General features: G+C 48.8%; 12 protein-coding genes. 2 read left to right on the top strand and 10 right to left on the bottom strand.

Translation table 11 applies throughout. The features are described 5' to 3' along the window. Window positions 1–23 precede the first annotated feature (23 nt). Window positions 24–3137, top strand: coding sequence for a DUF6259 domain-containing protein (locus K6T99_09320; protein MCL6520022.1), 3114 nt, complete (start codon window positions 24–26; stop codon window positions 3135–3137). Here K6T99_09320 and K6T99_09315 read toward each other — a convergent pair. Together K6T99_09315 and K6T99_09310 are read right to left on the bottom strand one after the other, a co-directional pair. Then, on the bottom strand, window positions 3134–4366 hold the full coding sequence (locus K6T99_09315) for a hypothetical protein (GenBank protein ID MCL6520021.1): 1233 nt from the start codon (window positions 4364–4366) through the stop codon (window positions 3134–3136). The genes K6T99_09320 and K6T99_09315 overlap by 4 nt on opposite strands. Window positions 4367–4397: 31 nt before the next feature. Next, on the bottom strand, window positions 4398–7520 hold the full coding sequence (locus K6T99_09310; protein MCL6520020.1) for a hypothetical protein: 3123 nt from the start codon (window positions 7518–7520) through the stop codon (window positions 4398–4400). A 133-nt stretch (window positions 7521–7653) separates the two neighbouring features. Here K6T99_09310 and K6T99_09305 point away from each other — a divergent pair, with 133 nt between their 5' ends. Further along, complete coding sequence (locus K6T99_09305; GenBank protein MCL6520019.1) at window positions 7654–10326, top strand: FAD-dependent oxidoreductase; 2673 nt, start codon at window positions 7654–7656, stop codon at window positions 10324–10326. An 81-nt stretch (window positions 10327–10407) separates the two neighbouring features. Here K6T99_09305 and K6T99_09300 read toward each other — a convergent pair whose 3' ends face one another. The 8 genes from K6T99_09300 to K6T99_09265 all read right to left on the bottom strand — a co-directional run. Next, the gene (locus K6T99_09300; GenBank protein ID MCL6520018.1) at window positions 10408–11148 is read right to left on the bottom strand and encodes an ABC transporter ATP-binding protein; all 741 of its coding nucleotides are present in this window, start codon (window positions 11146–11148) and stop codon (window positions 10408–10410) included. A 118-nt stretch (window positions 11149–11266) separates the two neighbouring features. Then, window positions 11267–11896 (bottom strand): FtsX-like permease family protein, encoded by a 630-nt coding sequence (locus tag K6T99_09295; protein ID MCL6520017.1) that lies wholly within the window; start codon window positions 11894–11896, stop codon window positions 11267–11269. Next, on the bottom strand, window positions 11874–12311 hold the full coding sequence (locus K6T99_09290; GenBank protein ID MCL6520016.1) for a PqqD family protein: 438 nt from the start codon (window positions 12309–12311) through the stop codon (window positions 11874–11876). The genes K6T99_09295 and K6T99_09290 overlap by 23 nt, the downstream gene beginning before the upstream one ends. Further along, window positions 12312–13223, bottom strand: a complete 912-nt coding sequence (locus K6T99_09285) for a hypothetical protein (GenBank protein ID MCL6520015.1) — start codon at window positions 13221–13223, stop codon at window positions 12312–12314. Between the two features lie 72 nt (window positions 13224–13295). Further along, window positions 13296–15275, bottom strand: coding sequence for a peptide transporter (locus tag K6T99_09280; GenBank protein ID MCL6520014.1), 1980 nt, complete (start codon window positions 15273–15275; stop codon window positions 13296–13298). 54 nt (window positions 15276–15329) lie between these two features. Next, window positions 15330–19877, bottom strand: coding sequence for an FtsX-like permease family protein (locus K6T99_09275; protein MCL6520013.1), 4548 nt, complete (start codon window positions 19875–19877; stop codon window positions 15330–15332). A 97-nt stretch (window positions 19878–19974) separates the two neighbouring features. After that, window positions 19975–21288, bottom strand: coding sequence for an insulinase family protein (locus tag K6T99_09270; GenBank protein ID MCL6520012.1), 1314 nt, complete (start codon window positions 21286–21288; stop codon window positions 19975–19977). Then, the coding region (locus K6T99_09265; GenBank protein ID MCL6520011.1) for an insulinase family protein at window positions 21289–22780 on the bottom strand (1492 nt) is incomplete at its 5' end.

Genomic DNA, 22780 nt, shown 5'->3' with positions numbered 1-22780 from the left:
TATTAAGAAATGGGCAAATCACAATGACAGTATTTCAAATCATCCCTACATTAACCTTTTTGCTAGCCCTAACGCTAGATTGCAATGCAGTCGGGGCGAACCTGACATCCGAGTTAATCTGGAACGCTCGCCCCGATTGGGTTCACAATCCAGCGGACTTTCATAAAGTTAGCAGTTCGCCCGAGGTCACCCGCTTTGAAGTCAAACAACCTGGAAGAGGAATGAAGTGGACTGCCGAGATTTCGCAACCACTTGATTTGGCGAAGACCCCTTGGTTGCTGATACGCTATCGTGCGATTGGCGCCGACCATCCACTGGGGTACTTTGTCTACATCCATGGAACAAAGGGCGAGGAGCAGTTTATCGCCGAGCCGAGCGATTTTATATCTGACGGAAGATGGCATACATTGGTGAAACAGGCTAACCCTGTCATGGCAGATATGCTTGCAGTTCAGCTGCAGGCTGCCCGTCCCAATGGAACAATCGAAATATCACGCTTGGAATTTCATGAAAATGCCCCCAAACTAACGTTTGCAGAGCTTCTGGCAACGGATAAGCAGAAAGCTGGCAAAAATTTTAAGCCTGTTGACTTGCGCTCCATTTTCAACTCCAGCCACAAAGTTCTAATGGAAGAGTTGAACATAAGCGAGTGGTCAAAAGAGAATGAAATCATAGTCTCGGGCATACCCTTCCGAATCTACTCCGGTCCCAAAAGCCTTGCCATGACCTATGCTGACAAGCCCACAGAACTTCACATCCCGCTTAATGAGGTCAGGGCCTCAGAAATCTTCTTGCTTATAGCCACTGCATCAAAAAATAAAGATGCAGTCAGCCTTTCCCCTGAGCCTCATTTGTTTTCTGCAAAGATTGTGTATTCGCGTGCCATGGCGGATGAAACCATACCAGCGCGAATTCCCGAAGGATTTGGGCTTGCTCAGGGCTTTGGGGTCTATGCCATAACCACCTCAAGAGAGCATCCCATCAAAGAGCTGATAATCAGAGAAAACATACCTAGCGTGTCGCTCTACCTAATTTCGGCGACCATTGGGTTTGATTCTAATATTGCCGCACATGCACGACCTTTGAAGGTAGGCGGCGCAAAGGCCCATATTTATTCAGAGGCAAAGCGAAACTACAATTGGAATGCTTATGTGAGTCCTATTAGCGAGCGAATCGAGATATTCAATGGCGAAACTCGAGTGGTGGTTCGCTATAGACCAGGCGTCTCAATCGAAATAAGAGGCGAAGAGGGACCGCCAAGCATATCAGCCAAAGGAAGTTTTTGGCGAGTTCGCATGGGCGACCAGATTCTCGAATCCACGGATTTCGAAGGCTCAGTAGTCGAGTCACGTGGCGTATTCTCCACTCTTGAGTTGACTGACCGAAAAGGCCTTGGCATCAACGGCTTACTGAGTATAACACCTCAATCGGGTGACCGCATCCATTTTCAGTTAGACCTTTGGACAAAAGAGAAAAGCAAAATTCAAGTAGACTTTCCGACGATATCAGAAATCAAAAGTCTGCGGGGTGCAAACCTCTCGTATTGTTTTCCAAGACGCGGGGCAGTCATCAACGACATTCCCATTGAACTCCGCGAACCGTATTCCGGCTTAATGCCTTTGCAGTTCATGGACGTCTATGGTCCTGACGGTGGAATGTACCTAATAACGATGGACACATTAGCAACGTACCGCTACTTCCACCTGCGAAAGGATGCCAAGGGCATTTCAATGAGCGTGGAGTATCTAGAGCAGGAAGTGCTTCCCTGGGCGCGCTTCACTTCTCCAGCAACAACAATTGGGTTCCACAAAGGCGATTGGCACTCGGCATTTAATGCGTACAAGGAATGGATTGGCACATGGTATAAGCCTGATGCGCCACGCAAGGATTGGTTCCGTAAAGTATTCAACTTCCGCCAGCAGTTTTTGCGGTTCTACATACCAGGCGGGGAAAAGTATTACAACAAGGAAAAGAAAAAGTACACTTTTGCTGAAGGCATTGCCGAGGATTCAAAGGCATTCGGCGGCGTTGATTATCTCCATCTCTTCGATTGGGGTGCTTCAGAAAAGTGGGGCAGGTGCGGTGACTACGACCCCTGGGATGAGATTGGCGGTGTAGAAGCTTTCCGCGACGCAATTACAAAGACGCAAGCATCTGGAATTCCTGTGGGCCTTTATATCGAAGGCTACTTGGTTGACCCGCAGTCGCGCATAGCTCAAGCTCACGGTAAAGAGTGGCAAATTATCGGCAAAGATGGCAAGCCCCTTCCATTCTTTGCACCGGCGTTAAACATGTGCTCAGCGGTGAAAGAATGGCAGGATTACCTTGCTTCGGTCTACAGCACCATAAAGGAAAAAACCCACGCACTAGGCTATTACTGCGATGAAATGGGATTTGCAGACCCAGGGCACTTCTGCTACGCCGAAAATCATGGACATTCCGTGCCAGAGCCACCGCTTAGGGGACAGCGAGACCTTCTAAAGAAAATTAGGCAGGCGCTAGGTCCAGACGTCGCCCTCTATACCGAAGAAACACCTGCTGATGTAAATACTCAACATCAAGATGGAAGCTTCACCTACGCAATCTCAAGCGTTTCGGATGCCTGGTCGCCCTCGCATATAAATCTAACTCGCTTTGCATTGCTGGATTTTAAGACCTTTGAAATCATTGTGTGTGATAAACCCCTTGGAGACCGTTTGACTGCTGTGCGTCAAATCTTCTTCAACGGCGAAGGTATTTGGTTGGAAGGACCAGCAGACAAATGGTTTGCGCCACAAGTACTAGCTTTCATCCGCAAGATGCATAAAGTGATGCGAAAATACGAAGATTGCTTCACATCCTTATCACCGGTGCCGCTTGTTCCGACGGGGCAGAAGTTAGTATTTGCAAACAAATTCCCGGCGAAGGAGCGCACACTTTGGACGCTTTTTAATGCAAACTATTCAACAGTGCGTGGAGAGCTATTAGCCGTCGAGCATACCCCAGGTGCTAAGTATTACGACGTATGGAATGGCCGTGAGCTCAAGCCCCGCATCGTAGGCGAGATTGCTTACCTTACGTTAGAAATTGGCCCAAGGGATGTGGGATGCGTCGTAAAGGAATTGAAGGTTGATAGAAGCACAAAGGCAAAAAACTAGAATCCACCAGTCTCTTCCTGTGCAATCCGCACCCACTCCCAAAGGCGTTCGGGATGGTATTCAACCGTGTGAACGTCCTTAAGAATAATCTCCAATATACAGTCTTTCGCAATCTCGAGCGTTTCTCGGATATACCTGCGAATAAAATCAGCGTCAAAACCACCCACAAGATGCGCAGGATTTGGCTTCCATGAGTATATATACTTATCTTGGAGCTTCTCTGCGGCTATGCGGCGATCGGCCCAAGGGCTAATTGAGATTCTGCGCATCCTCGCAAATTTGAATACATAGTCCAAGCGGTCAGTAACTGGCTCACAACAACCATAGCAGTTCAAGCCAAATCGTTCTAGCAATGGCCGCTGATATTGAAAGATGAACTCTTCGTGCATTGTTGGTGATACGCCAACCAGCTCTTGTGCCTCGGCAAATCCCCATAGGTCGCGAAGTCTCACTCGCCCTTGGAACCCTGGCCCTGGCAATTCATCGGTATACGCCAATCCGCCCGAGCCAACATAATCATCGGTGTTCACCAAGTCGAGTTTGTCGTAAGCTTCCACTTGGTCAAGAAGTCGCATATTCCCTTCTGCCAGGAATGACATGACACGATGTAACCATTTCGGACGCTCAACCATATCCCACATCATCTGGTCAAGGCCGCGAAGGTATATAAAAATGTTCGCCAGTCCAGTAAAGTTCCAAGCAAAAATCCTCCGGTGAATCTTAACTTCTAGGATGTCGCCAATTGCGTCGTGAAGCGCCTCGAAGTTTTGTTGTGTTCTTTCCTCATCAATAACAAGGTCTGGAAATTCGAGCTTCTCAATGTCCGATTCCTCTTTGATTGGTGGATTGAAAGCCCAAGCACCGCGCTCCACTGGACTCGGAATTGTGGTAGGAGTAATACCCCAGCCCGTAGTCCACCAGCACAAATCCACCTTCACCCAAGGCTCCTGTACGCTGTCATCGCGCAGATATTCCCAATAGTAAATGCGCTGGCGAAGCTGTTTCTCGTATCTTCTTGCCAAATCATTAGTGCACTGGAGAGCAGAATCGGGAAGTATTTCCATCCACGAGCATTCGGGATAGACTAGAACCATCGGCTTTACCTTTTCTAATCGGTTGTGACGTTTCCACATCTCCCGTAGCTTAGCCTGCCGTGGATGGGCCGCAGCCTCTGCAACTTTGCCTGCAAGCTCGCGCAAAATTTCCTTATCTTTACGCTCAAATTTCACTGCTTCTCACCCCCTGAAATTTTGCGTCAGACTATTTAACCCTGACCAACTCTGCTCCACCAAGCAAACCATAATCGAATAAACTCAGCTCTGGTTTGACAGCATTTTCGTCCTCGAAGGCATTCGGACCACAGTACGGGAAATCCTCACCATCGCGTTCGTGAAGCGGGCCAAAAGTATTTTGCCTGCTTCCCACTACCTCGATTTCAAGTTCATTCATGCCACCGTTTAGCAAATTAGTCAACTCAAGTTCGAAAGGCCGCCCGAGAATCTTTCCTGCCTTCCGCCCATTTACACGAACCTTATACATTATCCCTGATGGGTGAATAAGTCGAAGAAAGGTGCGCTTGCCATCAGCAGGAACATGCACAAGAGTTCGATAAGTTATAATCCCCGAATAGAATGGATAACCTTGAACTATCCACGAACCGTTTGAAATTTCAGCTGGCTCTTCGACAATTTCACCTTCATAAGGGTTAACAAGCCTAACGCCGAAGTCGCCTACTATATATGCCGCCTCCACTTCGCTTAGGAAATTATAATCAAAGTGGAAGTCAACCAAATTAATGCCCTTGTGCACTAGATTAGTAATCTCCACCATTCCAAAGCTCCGGTCCCAGTACCACCCCATATTTGATAGGTCAATAGCTACGCCGTTAACAACTACCCGGCCTTTATCCATGTCCTCCATTACCAGGTACGCGCTTTTCGGGTGCGCAATGACACTCTTGAATTTGTACCGGAGAATCACGGGGCCGCCTTTGCCGTTAAATGCACCCTTTCGAATGGCAACCCACGGTTGCCAATGGAGGGCGTCACTCGTGCCAAAGTGCTCTGCTAGTCGGCGGCGCACACGAAACTCCATATCTTCGTCCCACCAGGTCTTGCCCCCATCCACCGAAACAGCTAAGCGATCCATAACCAGTACATTCTTTTCTGAGCGAGCAAATTGCCAGCTGTCCGGCAGCCGCATAACTTCTCCAAGGCTAAGACAAGGTGGTATGTCGGCATCGGGTGCATCACCAGCTGCGTTTGGGCCAGCAACAATAAGAATCGAACCGGCTGGCGGCAAGCTGAAAGCATAGCGAAGATTGTCGCCTACTTTCTCTGGCCTTATTCTCTTGCGCGTTCCATCCAGCGGGTTCCAAATAGCAATTTCCCTTTCCTCGACCTCTCTAGTTAAGAAGGTGAGCACATAATCATGCGCCCGGTCTCGGTCGGAATTCACGATAAAGAATATTTCATCCTCACCGTCAACCCTATGCTGGAGGTACAACTTCGGCACGGGGTGGCCATCTGCACCCCGCAGAGAATACGACCTCGGCGTGATTCTGTCGAGTGCCTCTTGGATGTGCTTTGCTCCACATGGAAGAGGATATACATTCAAGGATGAGGCGAAATCCTTCCATTTGTTTGTTGCATCATCGCAGTCCAACTCGGTTGGAAGTTTGCCTAGGATAAGCACCTTCCCGCCATTCGCCGCAAACTGCTTGAGCATCTCAAATGTCTTAGGTCGCCAGGTTTGGGCTGGAGGAAGTATTACCACAGGGTAAGTCATTTCGCCAACGCGTAATCTATCACCCTCAACTGCCCCCATTTCTTCTAGAAAGCTTTCATCACCAAGGTCAGCATCATAACCTGCGTTCAGCACCGAATCCAGCGTGCGTTTAAGCAAGCCATCGAAATGTCGTGCAGGACCCCACTCCTCGCCCGGGAGATCAACAGGCATAAGGAGCTCCTTGGTATCTTTCACACCGTATTTCCGTGGCGGATTGATACCAAACCTGTGGCCCGAAGTGCCACTTTCAATTGGGTGAAGGATAAGCACATCAGGCTTCGCCTTCCCACTCGATAGGACCTGCGCCAGTCGGGTGAAATAATCATTGAGAGGCTTAAGTTCCTTCCAGTAAGTCTGCTGGTAGTTCCAATTTGGAGGGTAATCGCGTTTTCTCCGTCCGCGAATCGAATACAATGTCAAATGAGGGCAGAAAAAGTTCACGCCAAGCGCAAGATCATAGTCGCCGATCCACTTGAAGTCCTCAAAGGTATTTGTGTGGCGTGTAACACCAAATATTTCATCCAGCACACGCTTTCTCCCCAGCTGCCTCGCCGCTGAGCCAACTTGTTTTGCCGTTAGGAGTATGCCGTCAACCTGTCGGCAAAGGTGATCAATCCCTGGAGCTTGGTGCCATCGATAGAACGGCATTACGCCGCCATAGCAGCATGAAATTTGGCCCTCAAAACTGTCCTCCATAAGATAATGGCCCGTACGTTCCAAGCCGTTCTTTTCACACCATTCGTAAATGGGCTTACTGAAAGCTTCCTGGAACTGCCGGTGTATGGTGCGGTGGATGAAAAGCCGAATCTTGCGGCATTCGTGCCCATCGAAATAGAGGTAGGGTAGGTCCGCCCAAAAATCGCGTCCATACCACTTTTTATAGGCATCTGGCAGTCCTTCCCACCAAGCCATTGTGTTCCCACCCTGGCGAACGTGTGGCTCATCGGTGAATATACCAGGTATACGCTTGCCGAACTCTGAGCTCAGGTGGGACTTATAGACTTCATGCGTCAGCTGTATGAACTGCTGCATTGCTTCCGGATTGAGAAGATTTGCATATGACTCTCCTCCCCACCACGGGGTCTTATCAGCATAGTGGCGGCGAAATAGAAGACGTTCGTAATCGGTATAAGTTCTCGCTTTATCAAAGTCAATTTGCTCAGCTCGTTCAATTTTTGCACCTTTTCGGCCAACTAGAACATACGCCGCCTTGGGCTCATCATTGCCATCTGGTAGTGCTTCTCTGCCAACCGGGACGAACTCTGCTTGGAGACCAGCTTGGCGGTACTCATCCTTCATTCCTGCTACTTGGCCGCCAGCGTTCCCACTTGGCCAGAGGTCTTCGTCATAAAGCCAAAGGTATCCATCCCTCTTTTTTGCTACGTCAAGAGCAGCCCTCATTGCCTTGAACCAGTCTTCACCTAAATAATCGGTTATGAGACCCGCACGCGAATGAAAGAAGCCACCCGAAAGGCCAACATCTATCATATCTTCCAACTGCCGGGCAGTTTCTTCAGGAGTTATCCGATCATTGATAGCCCAAAAAGGCGCGGGACGGAGTATATTTTCCGGTTTCTGAAATTTGCTGAACTCCATGTGGAACCTTCCTTTCTCGCATTTCCAAGAAAAGTCTCTCGCAACCTAATCGTTCTTCTTATTCACCCTTTCTACCTCCTGCACAAGACATTTGTCGGGCGATTATGTTAAATTTGCTATGGGGGATAACTACATGATAGATCGAGCAGTCCATGGAACCTTTAGTCTAAACACTCTAGACGATCTTCGCGCTGCAATCCATAAGCTTGCCTTGGACATTTCAATCGAGGAAGATATCACTTGCCTAACTGAGCCGATTGAAATTACCGGGCGACTCATACCAAACCGTATGGCAATTCAGCCGATGGAAGGGTGCGACGGAACCGCTGAGGGTGCGCCTGGCGAGCTTACCAATCGCCGCTATCGAAGGTTTGGAGCAGGTGGAGCCGGATTGCTTTGGGTTGAGGCTTGTGCTGTTGTCCCAGAAGGCCGGGCTAATGCTCGCCAACTATGGATACACAAAGGAACAGTCGACGCATTTGCCATGATGCTTGAGCAGGCTCGCCTGGCTGCAGCCGACTCAATGGGCAATCAGCATTGTCCCTTCTTCGTGCTTCAACTCACGCATTCCGGCAGGTATAGCAAGCCTGGATGCGACCCAGCACCGATTATTGCTTACCATGATCCCTATCTCGACCCTACACGCGGCATATCCCCCGACCAGCCCATCATTTCCGATGACGAACTAGAGGCTCTTGAGGATGCTTATGTTGAGGCGGCTCGACTAGCGTTTCTAGCAGGATTTGATGCGGTAGATGTAAAAGCCTGCCATAGATATTTGGTGAATGAGCTCCTCGCGGCGCATACTCGGGAAGGAAAGTATGGCGGAAGCTACGAGAATCGCACTCGGTTTCTAAAGAATATCATTCTCAAGATACAAAACAATCTTGGAAAGGATAAGGTCATCACTTGTCGCCTGAACATCCATGATGCACATCCATATCCCTACGGTTGGGGAATGGATTCAAGTGAACCCACCAAGCCAAATCTAGATGAGCCCAAACGCTTGGTAAAAGAACTGAGCGAGATGGGCATAACACTAATCAACATGACTATGGGCAATCCTTACTACAATCCCCATATTAACCGCCCATTCGACCGCCCAATTGCAGGCGGCTCCATTCCACAGGAACACCCACTTGTCGGCGAGGAAAGATTAATTAAACTTGTACGCCAAGTTCGCGAAGGCCTGCCAGATATCAAAGTTGTCGGTAGCGGATATTCATGGCTGCGCCACCATTGGCCCCACGTGGCAGCTGCCGAGATTAAGCGCGGCAGTATCCAAATGGTTGGCTTAGGACGACAAGCATTTGCATTTCCAAGCTTTGCCAAAGAGATTATAGAGACCGGTCGGCTCGACCGCCGCCACACTTGCATCACATGCTCCTCATGCACGCAGATTATGCGTGATGGCGGTATGACTGGGTGCGTGCCTTTCGACAGCGAGGTGTATGCTCCAATCTATCGTGAGGGAAGGCAAAACGACCTAGAATATATTCGTGCCCAAGCTTCACGTTGCTGGAATTGCTTCGACCCTCGCTGTAGAGATGGATGTCCAGCCGGAGTAGATATTCCGAAATTTGTTCGCGCTCTCGCGGATGGTGATATTGAGCGCTCGTATGCGACCCTTAGTGAACAGAATGTCCTTCCCGAATTATGTGGGCGCACGTGTCCGTCAGAAATACAATGCGAGGGCCACTGTATTGAAAACATATTCTCTCAGAACCCGGTTCCTATTCGCCAGCTTCAATCCTATGTCTCAAAAGTCGCACGGGAAAGAGGGTTATCAGCTCTTCACCTAAGTGCCCAGCAGACCGGAAAGCGCATTGCAGTAATCGGTGGGGGTCCAGCAGGACTTGCATGTGCAATCGAAATCCTCCGCTTAGGACACTCTGTTGATATATTTGAAAAGGATGAAATCGGCGGCATAGCGGCCACTGCAATTCCTAACAACCGCATTAAACAAAGCGACTTCGAAGCTGAGCTCGAAGCAATTTTAGCAGGCATTCCCAAAGACCGCATAAAAATCCGCAAAGGCCAGGGGTTGTCCAAAGAACGGCAGCTTGACAAATTCCTTGAGGAATATGACGCTGTTTTCCTTGGCATTGGCCTAACGGGGAAGTTAACTAACTGGAAAACGCAAAGTTGGTCTCTTCCCATAACTGAGGGCAAATTTAATACGGCTGGCCGGTTATTAGGAGTTGAAGAAGCCATCAGATTCTTATATCTATGCAAAAAGGGAAAAGTGAGCATGCCTTCTCGCGTTGCTGTAATCGGCGGAGGAAACACCGCCATGGATGCTGCCAACCAGGCGAATCTTCTTGGTGCGCATGACGTTTACCTCATCTATAGGCGTTCGTTCGCTGAGATGCCCGCATGGCCAGCGGAAAGGACTCAGGCTCTGGCTCTTGGCATCCACTTTCTGCTTCTTACACAACCGCTAGGATATGAGTATGACGCTGAAGGGCGGCTGATTGGGATTAAGATTGCTCGCACAGTACTGCAAGAACCGGATGCATCGGGAAGGCGCAAGCCCAAGGTTTTGCCTGGAAGCGAATCCCTTTTGGAGGTCGACCTGGTGCTTGAGGCGCTCGGTCAGGAGCTTTCCCCTGATATAGCAGACCTAATTCCAGGTGTAGAACTTACCAAAGACCGGCTGATTAAGGTTGATGAGCATTGCCGAACTTCACGGCCCCGAGTATATGCCGGCGGAGATGTAGTTAATGGTGGCTCTACTGTCGTGCAGGCGGTTGCGGAGGGCATGCGCGCAGCACGTACAATCGACCAAGACCTTCGGCGCGGTTAAAAACACAGAAAACGCCTATTTGCTTTTACAGCGCGTGATTGACAGCCTGTCCCCTATGAACGAAATCCTTAGCGGTACTGCCTACTGCTCGACGCCCTCAAGTTCGCCTACCTTTAGCTCAATTTCCGACCTCTCCTCGATGCGCTCTATCTTGCCATCTCGTATCCAGACAACGCGGTCGGAGACGTCAATCATCTTAAGGTCATGGGTCGCGGAGATAATAGTTACCCCTTGTTCCTGATTGAGCCTTTTTAGAAGCAGTATTATTTCTTTTCCCGTCTTGAGGTCAAGGTTTCCGGTTGGCTCGTCGGCAAGAATTATGGCGGGGTCATTCGCTAAGGCTCGGGCGATAGCAACGCGCTGTTGCTGACCACCCGAAAGCTCAGAGGGCTTATGATGCAATCTATCACCAAGTCCAACAAGAGTCAGAAGTTTTATACCTTTCTCGATACCTTCGTCTGTGGGGGTTCCGGCGAAAACTGTCGGCAAGGTGACGTTTTCTAGGGCTGTCATCACTGGTATTAAGTTGAAAGTTTGGAAAATATAGCCGATGGTTCTGCACCGCAGATAAGCAAGCTCATGTGCATCAAGCTGTGCCATGTCTACGTCATTAATAAATACAGAACCTGATGTTGGCTTATCCAACCCGCCAATCATGTTAAACAGCGTAGACTTCCCCGAGCCAGAGGGGCCCATTATTGAGATATACTCACCCCTGCGCACATCGAGCTGCACACCATCGAGCGCCCGCAAAACTGTGTCGCCCATAACAAACTCTTTGCAGAGGTCCTTTGTTCTAACTACATACTCGTTTGATGCCATTCGTCTATCACCCTTTAGAATTACTGTTGGCTGCAAATAATGCTTTTTCAAGAAAGACGACAGAACGAATTTGCTCCGCCCCGCCAAGCTTCCCATAACCGACAAACTAAAGTTAAAGCTATATTTCCACCCTTAAGGCAATTGCGGGTGGCATTTTCGCCGCTCTTATTGCAGGTGGTATTGTCGCAATTACCGTCAGCAATCCGCCAACCAACATGGACAGCCCCAGGTGTTCTAATATTTGGATTGAGTGAATCTTGCCAACCACCGCCCAGCCATGGGTAGCCAGTGCAAGAAGAGAGATACTTCCGAAACCTACAATCCAACCAAGGAACGACGCTATGATTCCAAGAATTAGCGCCTCCAATAAGAAAAGCTCCACAACGAAAATATCAAGCGCTCCCAAACATTTCATTGTGCCAATTTCTTTATACCTTTCGGTAACAGACATAAGCATGGAATTCGTGATGCCCACAGTGCAGACCACTAGCGACATGATTACTAACCAAGTTCGACGATTTGCTGCTTCCGCCGCAACCGCAGGGTCAGAAGGCCCTGGCAGATGTTGTTGGATTAGCGCAGTCGTAAGCACTGACGCAAGAAATGCGATTCCCAAAAATATGCCGCCAGCTGTAATCATAGAGCGCCAAAATCTGATTCTTATACTTGTCAGGCTAATCCTGAAAGCTTTGCTCAATGGAAGCTGAATTTGCCGACCAATTTCTTTACTTTCGACTGGTTTGTTCATTTTTCTTGCCACTGCCTCCAACTCGAAAACCAAGAAGCTTTCGGTCGGCTAGCATCTTCAGGTATACGCCCACCGACGCTTCTGCTTCTCGTCGTGTAATCTTATACCGACTGGTGATTGCTGAAACTATCGAATCAACGCTGTGTTCACCATCGCAGAGCTCCCAGACAAAGCCGCCGACTTCACCAAGCACAATCTCGCGCTTTTCAGGCGCACGAAACAGCCAACACAGAATCCGCGCTATGCGGTCTTTTCGCCTAGGAATAAACAAGCTTACCTCACCCAGTTCGTCCTTCGTCCATTCAACCAGCGGATTCCTGATAGGCCGAGTCTTGAGCGCTTGTTGGCGGCTCAGCGCTGGCTTCTTTCTAATAAAAGGCAGATATTGAGCCGCGATAGTATAAAGCGAACCCACCTAATGACACTCCACTCTATCTACTACTTCGTCAAATACTTTCTCTTGCCGTGAATGTACAGCTTGGACCGCATATATCTTATTCGATTCCTCGCAAACCCAAGCACAAGCATCCAGAAATATAGCCGGACTTTTTCCTCGGAGAAGCTCGCTAGCCGACCTTAATATTTCTTTCAACCCATGCCGCCTTCCCGTAACCTCGATAGCACTCTCGCCATCGAAGTCAACCTCTTGCATAGAATATCGGAATGGGCGGAAATCATAACGCACCCTGTCCGCATACCACTCAGTAAAAGTGCACTTCCTCAGAGCTACGTCTGCAAGCCCCCATCGTTCGATTGTTAGACGGTTTACACCTTTGCGAAAGTTAAGCCTAATATAACCGGCCATTAGTTGGTGTTTCTCCAACCGGTAGTCAGGCGGCACTTCGGCAATTAAATCATAAACCGCCCATGTCTGCCAACCATCCTCGGAATGGTCCATGAGCGACGACAGGATCTGGGATGCAACACCGGAAACATTGTCAGAGCTCAAACCACTTACTTGGGCGATCAGGATACGCCTGCAATGATCACATCTCGTGAGTTTCCCAACCGCTTTGCGATCAGCCTGCCATGTAAACGATATGGTTCCGTCTTCTTTCGACTTTATCTTATGTTCGAAATTAACCTTGCGCTTTTTGGCTTTCCTTCCGAGATCTTTCAGAAACTCCTCAAGCCGCCTGCGGACGTCAATCCGTTCAGAAGAACCAGTGAACCATTTAACTTCGAGCGATAAGCTATGCGGGCTGTCAACGCGAAAGTATCCGCTTTTCCCGTCACCTCCGATTGAGGCAAGGCTCCAATCACAGGGAACCTCTGCGACAATTCCCTGCCAGCCGACGAGTGTGCGTCTAATTTTCTCTTTTTTCATACCTCCATTTTATAACTGTTGATCGCAGGTGGTCAAACTTTTGCAAGTTTTGGTATCATGTAAATTGAAACCCTAATATGGCAACGCCTGGACGGACTTCGAAATCAAAGCAAGGGCAATAGCACTCATACCCATTAGTCCCATACCGCAGGAGTATCCCGCCAATAACACGGGAGTGTACATCCTCCACTTATCCGTACCAAACCGCCTTCCGAAATAGTACCGCCCTAGCAGTGCCCCAATGAAAAGCGGTATAGTGCTGTGGGGATACGCACCCACTCCTCCTGCTAGTCCATAGAAGTAAAGCTGGGGCACCCTTGCCATTGCCAAAATTGTAAATACCATAAACGCTCCAACGCCGCCATAGACCATGAGCTTCGGCTTTAACGCCTGAAGCAAGAAATTGCTTTCCCCAGCTTTGTTTGCCGTCAGCCATATGGATTGGAATGTGGCCGAAAGCGGCCAGAATTTCTGTGCATAGGGAAATTGCGGCGATGGGATTGGATTTGTGTGCCAAAAGAAAGCCCAGAACAAGAAGCTCGCCACTAGCATAACAGGCAACATCAGCGCCTCTGCCTTTAGAACACTTGTAAATTTTGTTCGCGTGAGTTCAACTTCGCGAAATCTTGCCGCAGCCCAGCCCATATCATAAATGGGGATTGGCGCAAACCAGATGTCTGCATTACGGTAACCACTCTTGATGACTGTTGCTTCTCTTACGTATGGAAAGCCAACGCCATGCCCAGTCAAGCCGAACATTCGAGCGGAAACGTACGACATGATCGGCGAATAGAAGAAACCAAAGCCAATCAGAATCCAAAGTGGAAACAACGGCACAAGTCGATGTGCGATGATTATATAACCTAGCGTGGCAAAGAACCATGCTGCAATTGCAACTACGATTGGAAAATCTCCGCGCCCAGCTGGTATTCTGTACGGTGCCAATCTGCTTTCGCGAGCATTGGCGCGGGCTTTAACCGCCGAGGATATTACTGCATATATGCCAATTACAGCCACCGCAACACTAATGCCTACGCTAACGCTCATCCAAAAGTCAATACTTACCGATAGGTGGGTGTTGATCGAATCCATTCCATATCGCCAAGTTGGAAGTAAACCATGCCTTTGCAATATTGGATTTGTGATTACTTGACATGCAATGGAGCTTATAAACATCCCAACGACTATCTGGAATGGAAGCACGAAGCCAGTCAAAACGCCTCCCAGGTCGCCTGATATCCCGGTCAACGCAGCGGGCAGTATGCGTTCCGTATTACGCGCAAAATCAATAAACGGAATTGGTATCAACATGAGTGGTTTGCTCAACACAACACCTGTAAAAATCGGCACCGCCAGGTAGAAGAAGCCAAATACTAGCCCAACCATCGTTCCAATCGAGAATACCTGCCACCGCCAAGACTCCTCTTTAGTAGATGCTTCCGCCAATGCGGTTGCTCCCGAGGCCGCGACTGGAGCCATCGGGAAGGGGAGCCTTTCAACATCGGAGGTAATCCTAAAAAGCGCGTAACCTAAGCCTATCCAATTCATCCTTCCGAGGATTTCGCCAACTATCAAAAGAAGAATGGGGGCAAGCCAGTCCGCGTGGAAGAAAGTCCGCTCGATTAATGCCTTAGAACCAGGCTGGGGCACAACCCATCTGGGAATTTCATGGGCTATTGCTGCTGCTTGAGGGCTCTGCACAAAGTATTGGTTCCATATCAGCGTGCCAAACGGCCCACCGGAGATACCGCGGTCGCCCATTGTCATGTGTGCAAGGCCGCCTGCAATGTAGAATAAAATGTAAATTTCTTGGCGCTTCAAGGGCATGAATGAGCGGCGGGCTACTTCTGCGAAAAGAACAATAGTTACCCATTGTGCAGCTGGGCCAAGTCCTTGGCCTGCGACTAAACCCAGATACAACGCACCGGGAAGCATTATAAAGGCAATAAATAACGCCCCTACAATTGCCTTCCCAGTAAAACCTTCCTCAAATTTCTCAGTCTGCCCTTCCTCAGACGATGCTTCTTCAGCCCTTTCTCGGGCCGCTTCTATGGAACTTTCTTCGACCGGCAACCTAAACTCTTCCTTTCTATTACGCAGCTCTGGTTAGGCCTGAGGAGCAGATGCCGACTCAGCTTGGGGCTTTGTCGCAAGGTAGCGCTCCCGCTCCTCTGCCCTCAACGTTCGCCAAATCAAGAACTGCTTTCTTAGTGTGTTTAGGAACCTGCGGTTAACGCGTTTCCAGTTTGATATGTCTCCGCTTTCGCGGTTGATTGTCAAGCGAACCTCGTATACATCCTCCATCGAGGTTGGAATTGTATCGAGAATTACCTCCTGGCTAACGCCCAGGTCAAACGGCGCAAGCCAGGCCCTACACTGCACTCGGTAAGCTTTCCCAAACTCAGAGTCATATGCCGATGTCTCGACGTTTTGTGTAACGAAATCGCCAACTGAGTATTCTTCATAAGCCTCGAACCATTCAGCGATGAACTTGTTGACGCCTGTCGCCTGCGCACCCGTTACTGCAAACGGAAGTGAAATGTTCCAAACATCGCCTACTGGGTCTGGAACCTTCCAACTTCGCTCGATTGCAGGCGTTGCCACCTCTGATGCCTTTCTCGCGGGGTAGATTGTTGAGAGCAGGACAACGCCTACTACTATAAGCGTCGAGAGCACCGCCGATAGCGAACTGAAGTTCAGATAAAGCCCTGGCAAGAGATGGAATGTATAAATCAACTTCGAGGCGCCTTGCCCAATTAGATAGCCAGCAACTGCGCCAAGTACGGCATAGACCATCGCCTCGGCGATGAAAAGCATAGCAATATGGTTTGGCGCCAGGCCTAGTGAGCTAAATATGCCGATTTCGCGAACGCGCTCGTATACAGAACCTAACATTGTATTGAGAACAATCAAGGCAGCAATAAGCACAGGAATAAATACTGCACTGAACCCCTTGCCGGATTTAGTTGCAATGGAGCTGTATCGGAAAGTTCGGTTGCCAAGCCCTGCATAGAGGTTCAATCCAAGCCTTGGCATTAATTTGTCCAAAACCTCTTTGACTTCCTCAGGAGTTACAAAGTTGATGGCTATGGAGCGAATTTCTCCGCCTAAATTGATTAAAGTCTGATAAGGTACGAAGAAGACGGTATCAGGTTCAAGATGGGTGTATTCTCGGAATCCGGCTTCACCCATCGTCTTGCCCTGCTGGGTAAGTTTCTGCATCATGATAAAGTCAACTGGCGTCAAAGGCTCGCGGTCGAGGTCGGTTATCTTTTTAAATTTATCATTGTCTACTATGCCGATAATTGTATACTCTACGCCGCTAAATGTGACCTTTGCCTTCCCAACATCCTCCTCGGTGATTTCGAGTGCCTTTGCAATCGCCCCTGGAATAATCATTGCATAACGATCGCTAGGCCTGAACCACCGACCTTTTATCAATGCCTTTTCAGGATGAGTTACTCGCTTCTCTTCAGGAGTGAATCCGACAATCCCCCTGGCGTCGAAGGTCTTATCGTTGCGCTTTAGGGTCATGAACGTCTGCTCTCCAGGAGCGGCGCCGTAGTACCAAGCCCGTGGGGCGACAGCTCTAGTGGCTCCAAACTCATCCTTGAGGAGCCGGTAAGCCGGCTCTTGCAGCTGCTCCCACATTGCGGTTCTGAGCATCAAGCCGTTGTACCTAGGCTTTCCTGGCGCTGGGACTTTGTTGAATCGCATCGTCTGGACAATGGATGTAAACGAAAGCACTGTGAACGTTAGAAGAATAAGCGTTATACATGTTAAGAATGTCCTAGCCCGCCGCCTTCTCATGTTCGAGATGCCCAGCGAGAATGCCGCTGCCGCTATGCTCATCCGACCGATGTCAACTTTGTGAACACCGCTCATGTTTCGATTCAGAGCTTTCAACTGTTCCTCAAACCTGTTTGTTACGAGCACCGTGACAAGGAAGCTTAACGCAAGCATGGTGAATGCTATAAACACGATCACCGGATTCATTGTAATGTCGAACGCAGGATGGAAGTATCGGAAAGTCGCGAATATTCCCAAGAAAATGGCAAACGCTGTTGCCAATTGGCGCTTTAGGTCCGAGAACCCAAAGAGTAGCCGCTCTGCAAAGTATGCGAAGGGTAAAAGCAAGGCTAGATAGAAAATGACGCCGTTTACTACATCCTTAGCCGTCTTTTGGACATCGGGATAGGCCCGAGACTCATAACCCCAAGCTGCACGGGCATGTGCATCGAAGACGGAGTATTTTTTCTCAGCCAATGCTTTTTCTGCAAGTTTGATTTCGTCTGCCGCTAGCTTATGAAGTTTGTCTATGCCCTCGTTTATGATGCGGTATTTTCTCAAGCGATTGATGCGGAAATCGTCGAGAATCCACATATCTTTTGCAACCCTGAGGGAGGTATTTTTTATCGGCACGCCATTGCCAACAACATATCCTATGCCCTCAGGCTTCTCTTTTGTGGCATTTATTAATACTAGGCGAGTCGCCGCCGGGCCGGCAGACATTGTTATCTTCAAAAGGGTGTTCGGCATTGTAAAGATGACGGCAACATCTTCAACGTGCGAGACCTGCCACTCCGGTACGGCTAGGGAGACGCCATACATTCTAGGCCTTGCATTTGATTCGCCCTCAAAGATGTCTATTTGCGGCAGGGTGCGCAGAGACTGGGGATCTATTAGGTCGAAAATTGCAGTCGAGCGGCACTTGAATACAACAATAGGTATGTCCTTAATCCCAGTATTTATTGGAATTTCCGTGGGGTAGAAATCCGCGCCCCATATGCCTTGGTCAGGTGAATATATGATCTCGCCGCTGTCGGGATCAAGACGATAAGCCGCCACGGACATCTTTCTGGGTGGGCCAGGATATGTGGTCAGCGGCGCAACCCCTGGGAAGCTAAACCTTGCCTCCTTATCTACAGTTCCGATCATGTTCCCGCGAACGCCCATAAGGGTCTTGTTTAAATGAACGTGTCTAACTATTACCAATGTGTTTGGCACGGGTGTGTTTGGGATGAAGCTCTTCTTCAGGTTTAAGATTAGCACCTGACCTTGAAGCCTGGCGAAGCCGCCCTGAAGCGTCATTCGAGCGAAGTTTGACGGCTCGGTGATTGGAAACTTAGGCACATCCACAGCCTCAGGGCTATTAGTGTCATGCAGTATGTGATAAAAAAGACATGCAAGTAGCCTAGTTTGCTGAACAAGATTTGCTACGTTTACCTTCTCGGCTACATCAAACGGCGTATCTACAAGTGCGCGGCCATCATCTGTGCTTACAAACGATATTCCTCTAGCTCCCGCAAGCGTGACTGCTTCCGCATCAAGGGCGATTTTGCCTGGAATGAAGTTTCGCCAGTTCTTTCCCGCAATTGGGTTCACGCCGTCCGCAAAGGCTTTCGCAGGGTCAAAGCCAAGTACAGCTCCTATTTTTTCTGTGTTCTCGCGGCAGACTCTGGCAATGTCGGAAAACTTATTTTGAATATCTTCCCTGCAATCATAGAAATAGCCTTTATAGAAAACGCCAACTCCCTTTGTCTGGCTTGATAGGTCCAGCCCAACAAATAGATAAATTTGGGGCGGCTTGCGGACAGTCCGATGGCCCATTCCAGGGATGATTCGAGAGAACCATGCGGCCATTTTCTCGCGTGTGCCCGGCCGCTGGAACTCATGAAGGTGGCGGTCAACATATTCACGGATGCCCTGCAAACTTTGGAAGTGGGCACTGGTCGCTATGAACCAAACAGTTCTACCAGGCGGATGCTTTTTAAAGATTCGCGCCAGCTCGAGCATCGAGGCAATGCCACAGGCATTCTCCGCGCCCGGCGATAAAGAAGGAACTACCGAGGTCGAGTCGTAATAAGATTCAATAATTATAATCTGATTTTTAAGCTTTGGGTCGGTACCTTTAATGACGCCTGAAATATTATAGGTCGTGCGACGCTCCCACGGCATACGACACTTGACACGCACAACAGGAGGCCGATTCACTGCACAAAGTGCCTGAAGTGATGCTGCGTCTGCCTTCGATATCCAGAATCTAGGGATGGAAACGGGGATGGAGATGAACTTAGCTTCAGCTTCGCCGCGCATCGTGCTGTCAGGCTCAATAAAAATGACCGCCTTGGCACCTAGCCTCGGAGCATTAAGCCACTCAGAACCAGAGTTAAAGTCCATCATGACGATGCTTCCGTCAACATCATATCCATCAAACTCTGCGAGCTTTCCTGAGCCAGCGTAAATTAATTGCCCTGTTATGCCCTCTTTAGGAAGTTGTGATGTCCGTACAAGATTGGGCCATATTGGATAAAGACGGTAGGACTTTCCATTGAATTCAAGGGATGCACCTTTATCAACAGGGACGGCAACCTTAAAGGGTTCAACCTTGATATCCTCAAGCCCCAATTTCTTGAATTCGTTTAACACATATTGCGTTGCCGCATCACAGCCTGGATAACCGGCAACACGGGACTCTTGTGCCGATAGAGTATTGATCGTCCGGGCAATATTAGCAGCGCTTACTTCGCCTGCAAGCTTTTGATAGTTTGCAGCTAGAACCGGATCTACTTTGGTCTGCTCGGCAGCGTAGGATACGGATAAGATTAGAAAGCAAAACAGGAAAACTAAGGAGACAGTCCTTCGTACAGACATTCCGCTTTCCTTTCTAAAACTAAGCTTCAGTGTATCTGAAGCGCCAGAATTATAGCACACCAATATAGGCAAAATCAACAGATAGTCAAGGGTTTCGTTAACTGCTAGCACTGCTACTAGAAAAAGCTATCGGAACGCCTAAATATCGCTCACATACTCGACAAATATCCTCCCTCGTAACGGCTCTAATTTTGCTGGCGTACTCTGTGTCATACTGATAACCGAGGCCAATTATCTCGTACCAGCCAAGATAGAATGCTCGGTCTCTTACTCTTTCGTGCTTAACGGCGTACGTCCCTATCAAATATCGCTTTGCTCTTTCAAGGTCATCATCGGTGAATAATCCCTCTTTAAGTTTGGCCACTTGCTGGAGGATGGCATCCTTTGCAGTATCTATAACCTGCTGAGTTGCCCGACCTGAATCCATCCCCACAAAAGCTACTATGTGGCTTGGCCCTCGCAGGCTCGGATAGAAGCTTCCCACTTGGTAGCCTATTCCTAGTTCTTCCCGGAGTCTGCGAAATAGCATAGAACTTTTATTGCCGCCAAGCATAACGTTCGCCACTGCCAATGCTGGATAATCAGGCGATGCCATGCCTGCTGCAGGGAAACCAAGCATTAAGTATGTTGCAGGCCCAACATTTTTGACGACGAATTTGCCTTCAGCCGGTGAGTCCCACTTTTGGGTGCCTTCGCTCCTTTGAATAAAGGGCATATTGCTAAAAAGTTTCTGCACCTGTTCAGAAACTTTCTCAAAAGAGACCTTTCCGGCAATAGAGATTACTATATCATTTGGCGCTACACAAAGCCTATGGAAAGCTTCAAGCTGTTCTCGTGATACCCTACCAATGGCTTGAGGGTCTCCAATAAATGCGTGCCTGTAAGGACCTGCTGGATAAAGAGACTTTCTGAGCTCGGCATATGCAGCGTTGAAGGGTTCGCTCTCGAATGCCTTTGCCTGTTTGAGTACGACCGAGCGAGAGTATTCCACTATTTCCGGATAAAATGCTGGCTTTCGAACTGAATCAGCTAGCAGAGCCAGCGCCTCATTGCACATCCCGGGAACAGTCACACCATAGATTTCCAGATAGTCCCATTGCCACACTGCATGAAAGCTTCCTCCGACCTCGGAGAACAGGCGTGCTACTTTCCCAGGCGAGCGGCTTTTCGTGCCGCCCAGGATTGACCCTGCAAACAGGTGCCCCAACCCCTGGGTGGCCTTATCTTCACCGTTGACATTCATTCTTATAAAGATTTCAATCGCCACGGTCGAGGCTTCCGGCTCAGGTTTGACTATTAGCACCAAGCCGTTGCTGAAAATTGTTTTTACAGCAGGCTGATTGGCAGCCGCTACTGGAAAATTAAAAACAAATGTTATGATAATTGCGATTATGATAGGGCGAATATACATCTAACTTCCTTCCATTGAAACTTGCGGTTCTATTATCACAAGAGTATATTTGTTCCCGCCAAAGTACTTCCGAACGGCAGCGTTAACTTCGGCACGGGCGAGGTTCTGAACGGTCTCTGCATAGTGCGATGCCAGTTCGGGCAATCCAAGCACATAGCCAAGACCAAGCGTCCGCGCTTCGCCAGAGAAAGTTTCCCGCTCGAAAAGGTCGCTTCCCACGGCGAGACGCTTGCCTTGGCCTATCTCCGATTCCAACAATCCTTCCTGGGCAAGCCTATCAAATTCGCCCAGAAGAGCCGTCTCTGCCTCTTTTGCATCCTCAGGGTCAACAGCTACGAGCACTAAGAAAACAGTTGGATCTCGTCGAGTCGTGAAATCAGGGTCAATTTTCGTGAACCGTATCCCTTTTTCGGTAAATATCGAGGACAACCGTCCACGGTAGCTGTCCCCCAGCACACCAAGAAGTATGTCAAGTGCGCATATATCCTTGAACTCGGATGCCGAGGGTGCCCGCACACCCAGAACAATGTAAGCCTGGTCGATATCCATATGAACCCTTCGAACAATTGGCTTTGTCTGCAGGGGCTCTTGCGGGACTTGCACGGCCCTAGATGATTTCATGCGAAAATCTGCAAACTTTGTCTTTACAAGATTGAGCGCCACTTCAGAGTTTACATCCCCTACTATTACTATGCAGGTGTTTTCCGGTGTGTAGTGGGCTAAATAATATTCATCTAAATCCTTTAAAGTAAGCTTTTGGACAGATTCTCGCGTTCCGGTGCTAGGAAACCGGTAAGGATGAACCGAGTAGGCTGTCTCCATGAACAAGCTGATTGCTTTTTGGGAAGGGTCGCTCTCTGCACGTGCAATCTCATCTAGAATGACGCCACGCTCCTTTTCAAAATCTTCTGGTGCAAAGCGTGCGTTAATAATTGCATCTGCTAAAACGTCCAATGCTACCGGCAGGTACTCACTAGCAACCGTTGTGTAGAAATGTACATAATCTTTTGATGTACCGCCATTCAGCTCGGCGCCAATTCCTTCGACAGTGCGGTCGATCTCGCCAAGACCGTACTTTTGCGTGCCTTTAAAGATCATATGTTCAACGAAATGAGAAACACCACGATTCTCTTCTGTCTCATTAATGCTACCAGCTTTAATCCAAATATCAACCGCCGCTAGGTTGATTGTGTGCTTCTCACGTATGATGACAGTCAAGCCGCTTGGCAGCTTAGCTACTAACATATCGGTTGGGTCCGATTGGGCAAGATTGGCTAGTAGAAAAAGGAAAAATGTAATGAATGATAAGTTCCAAAGACTTCTCAAGTTTGGGGATCTCCGGCTTTCAAGTGATAAGCTTATTTTAAACACTCGCGTATATAAAACCTCCAAACGCATCTGAGAACAGATTTCTGCGATTCGATTTACTTGCATTGTTTGGCGAGTAATGATATAATTTGTTTTGTCGGGGTGTAGCTCAGTTTGGCTAGAG

Source organism: Armatimonadota bacterium (assembly GCA_023511795.1).
Lineage (GTDB): Bacteria > Armatimonadota > UBA5829 > DTJY01 > DTJY01 > JAIMAU01.
This window is presented reverse-complemented; position numbering and strand designations above follow the sequence as displayed.

Coding starts and splice junctions, on each gene's coding strand:
- K6T99_09320 (MCL6520022.1), top strand. CDS start 24: ATGACAGTATTTCAAATCATCCCTACATTAACCTTTTTGCTAGCCCTA.
- K6T99_09310 (MCL6520020.1), bottom strand. CDS start 7,520: ATGGAGTTCAGCAAATTTCAGAAACCGGAAAATATACTCCGTCCCGCG.
- K6T99_09305 (MCL6520019.1), top strand. CDS start 7,654: ATGATAGATCGAGCAGTCCATGGAACCTTTAGTCTAAACACTCTAGAC.
- K6T99_09300 (MCL6520018.1), bottom strand. CDS start 11,148: ATGGCATCAAACGAGTATGTAGTTAGAACAAAGGACCTCTGCAAAGAG.
- K6T99_09295 (MCL6520017.1), bottom strand. CDS start 11,896: ATGAACAAACCAGTCGAAAGTAAAGAAATTGGTCGGCAAATTCAGCTT.
- K6T99_09285 (MCL6520015.1), bottom strand. CDS start 13,223: ATGAAAAAAGAGAAAATTAGACGCACACTCGTCGGCTGGCAGGGAATT.
- K6T99_09275 (MCL6520013.1), bottom strand. CDS start 19,877: ATGTCTGTACGAAGGACTGTCTCCTTAGTTTTCCTGTTTTGCTTTCTA.
- K6T99_09270 (MCL6520012.1), bottom strand. CDS start 21,288: ATGTATATTCGCCCTATCATAATCGCAATTATCATAACATTTGTTTTT.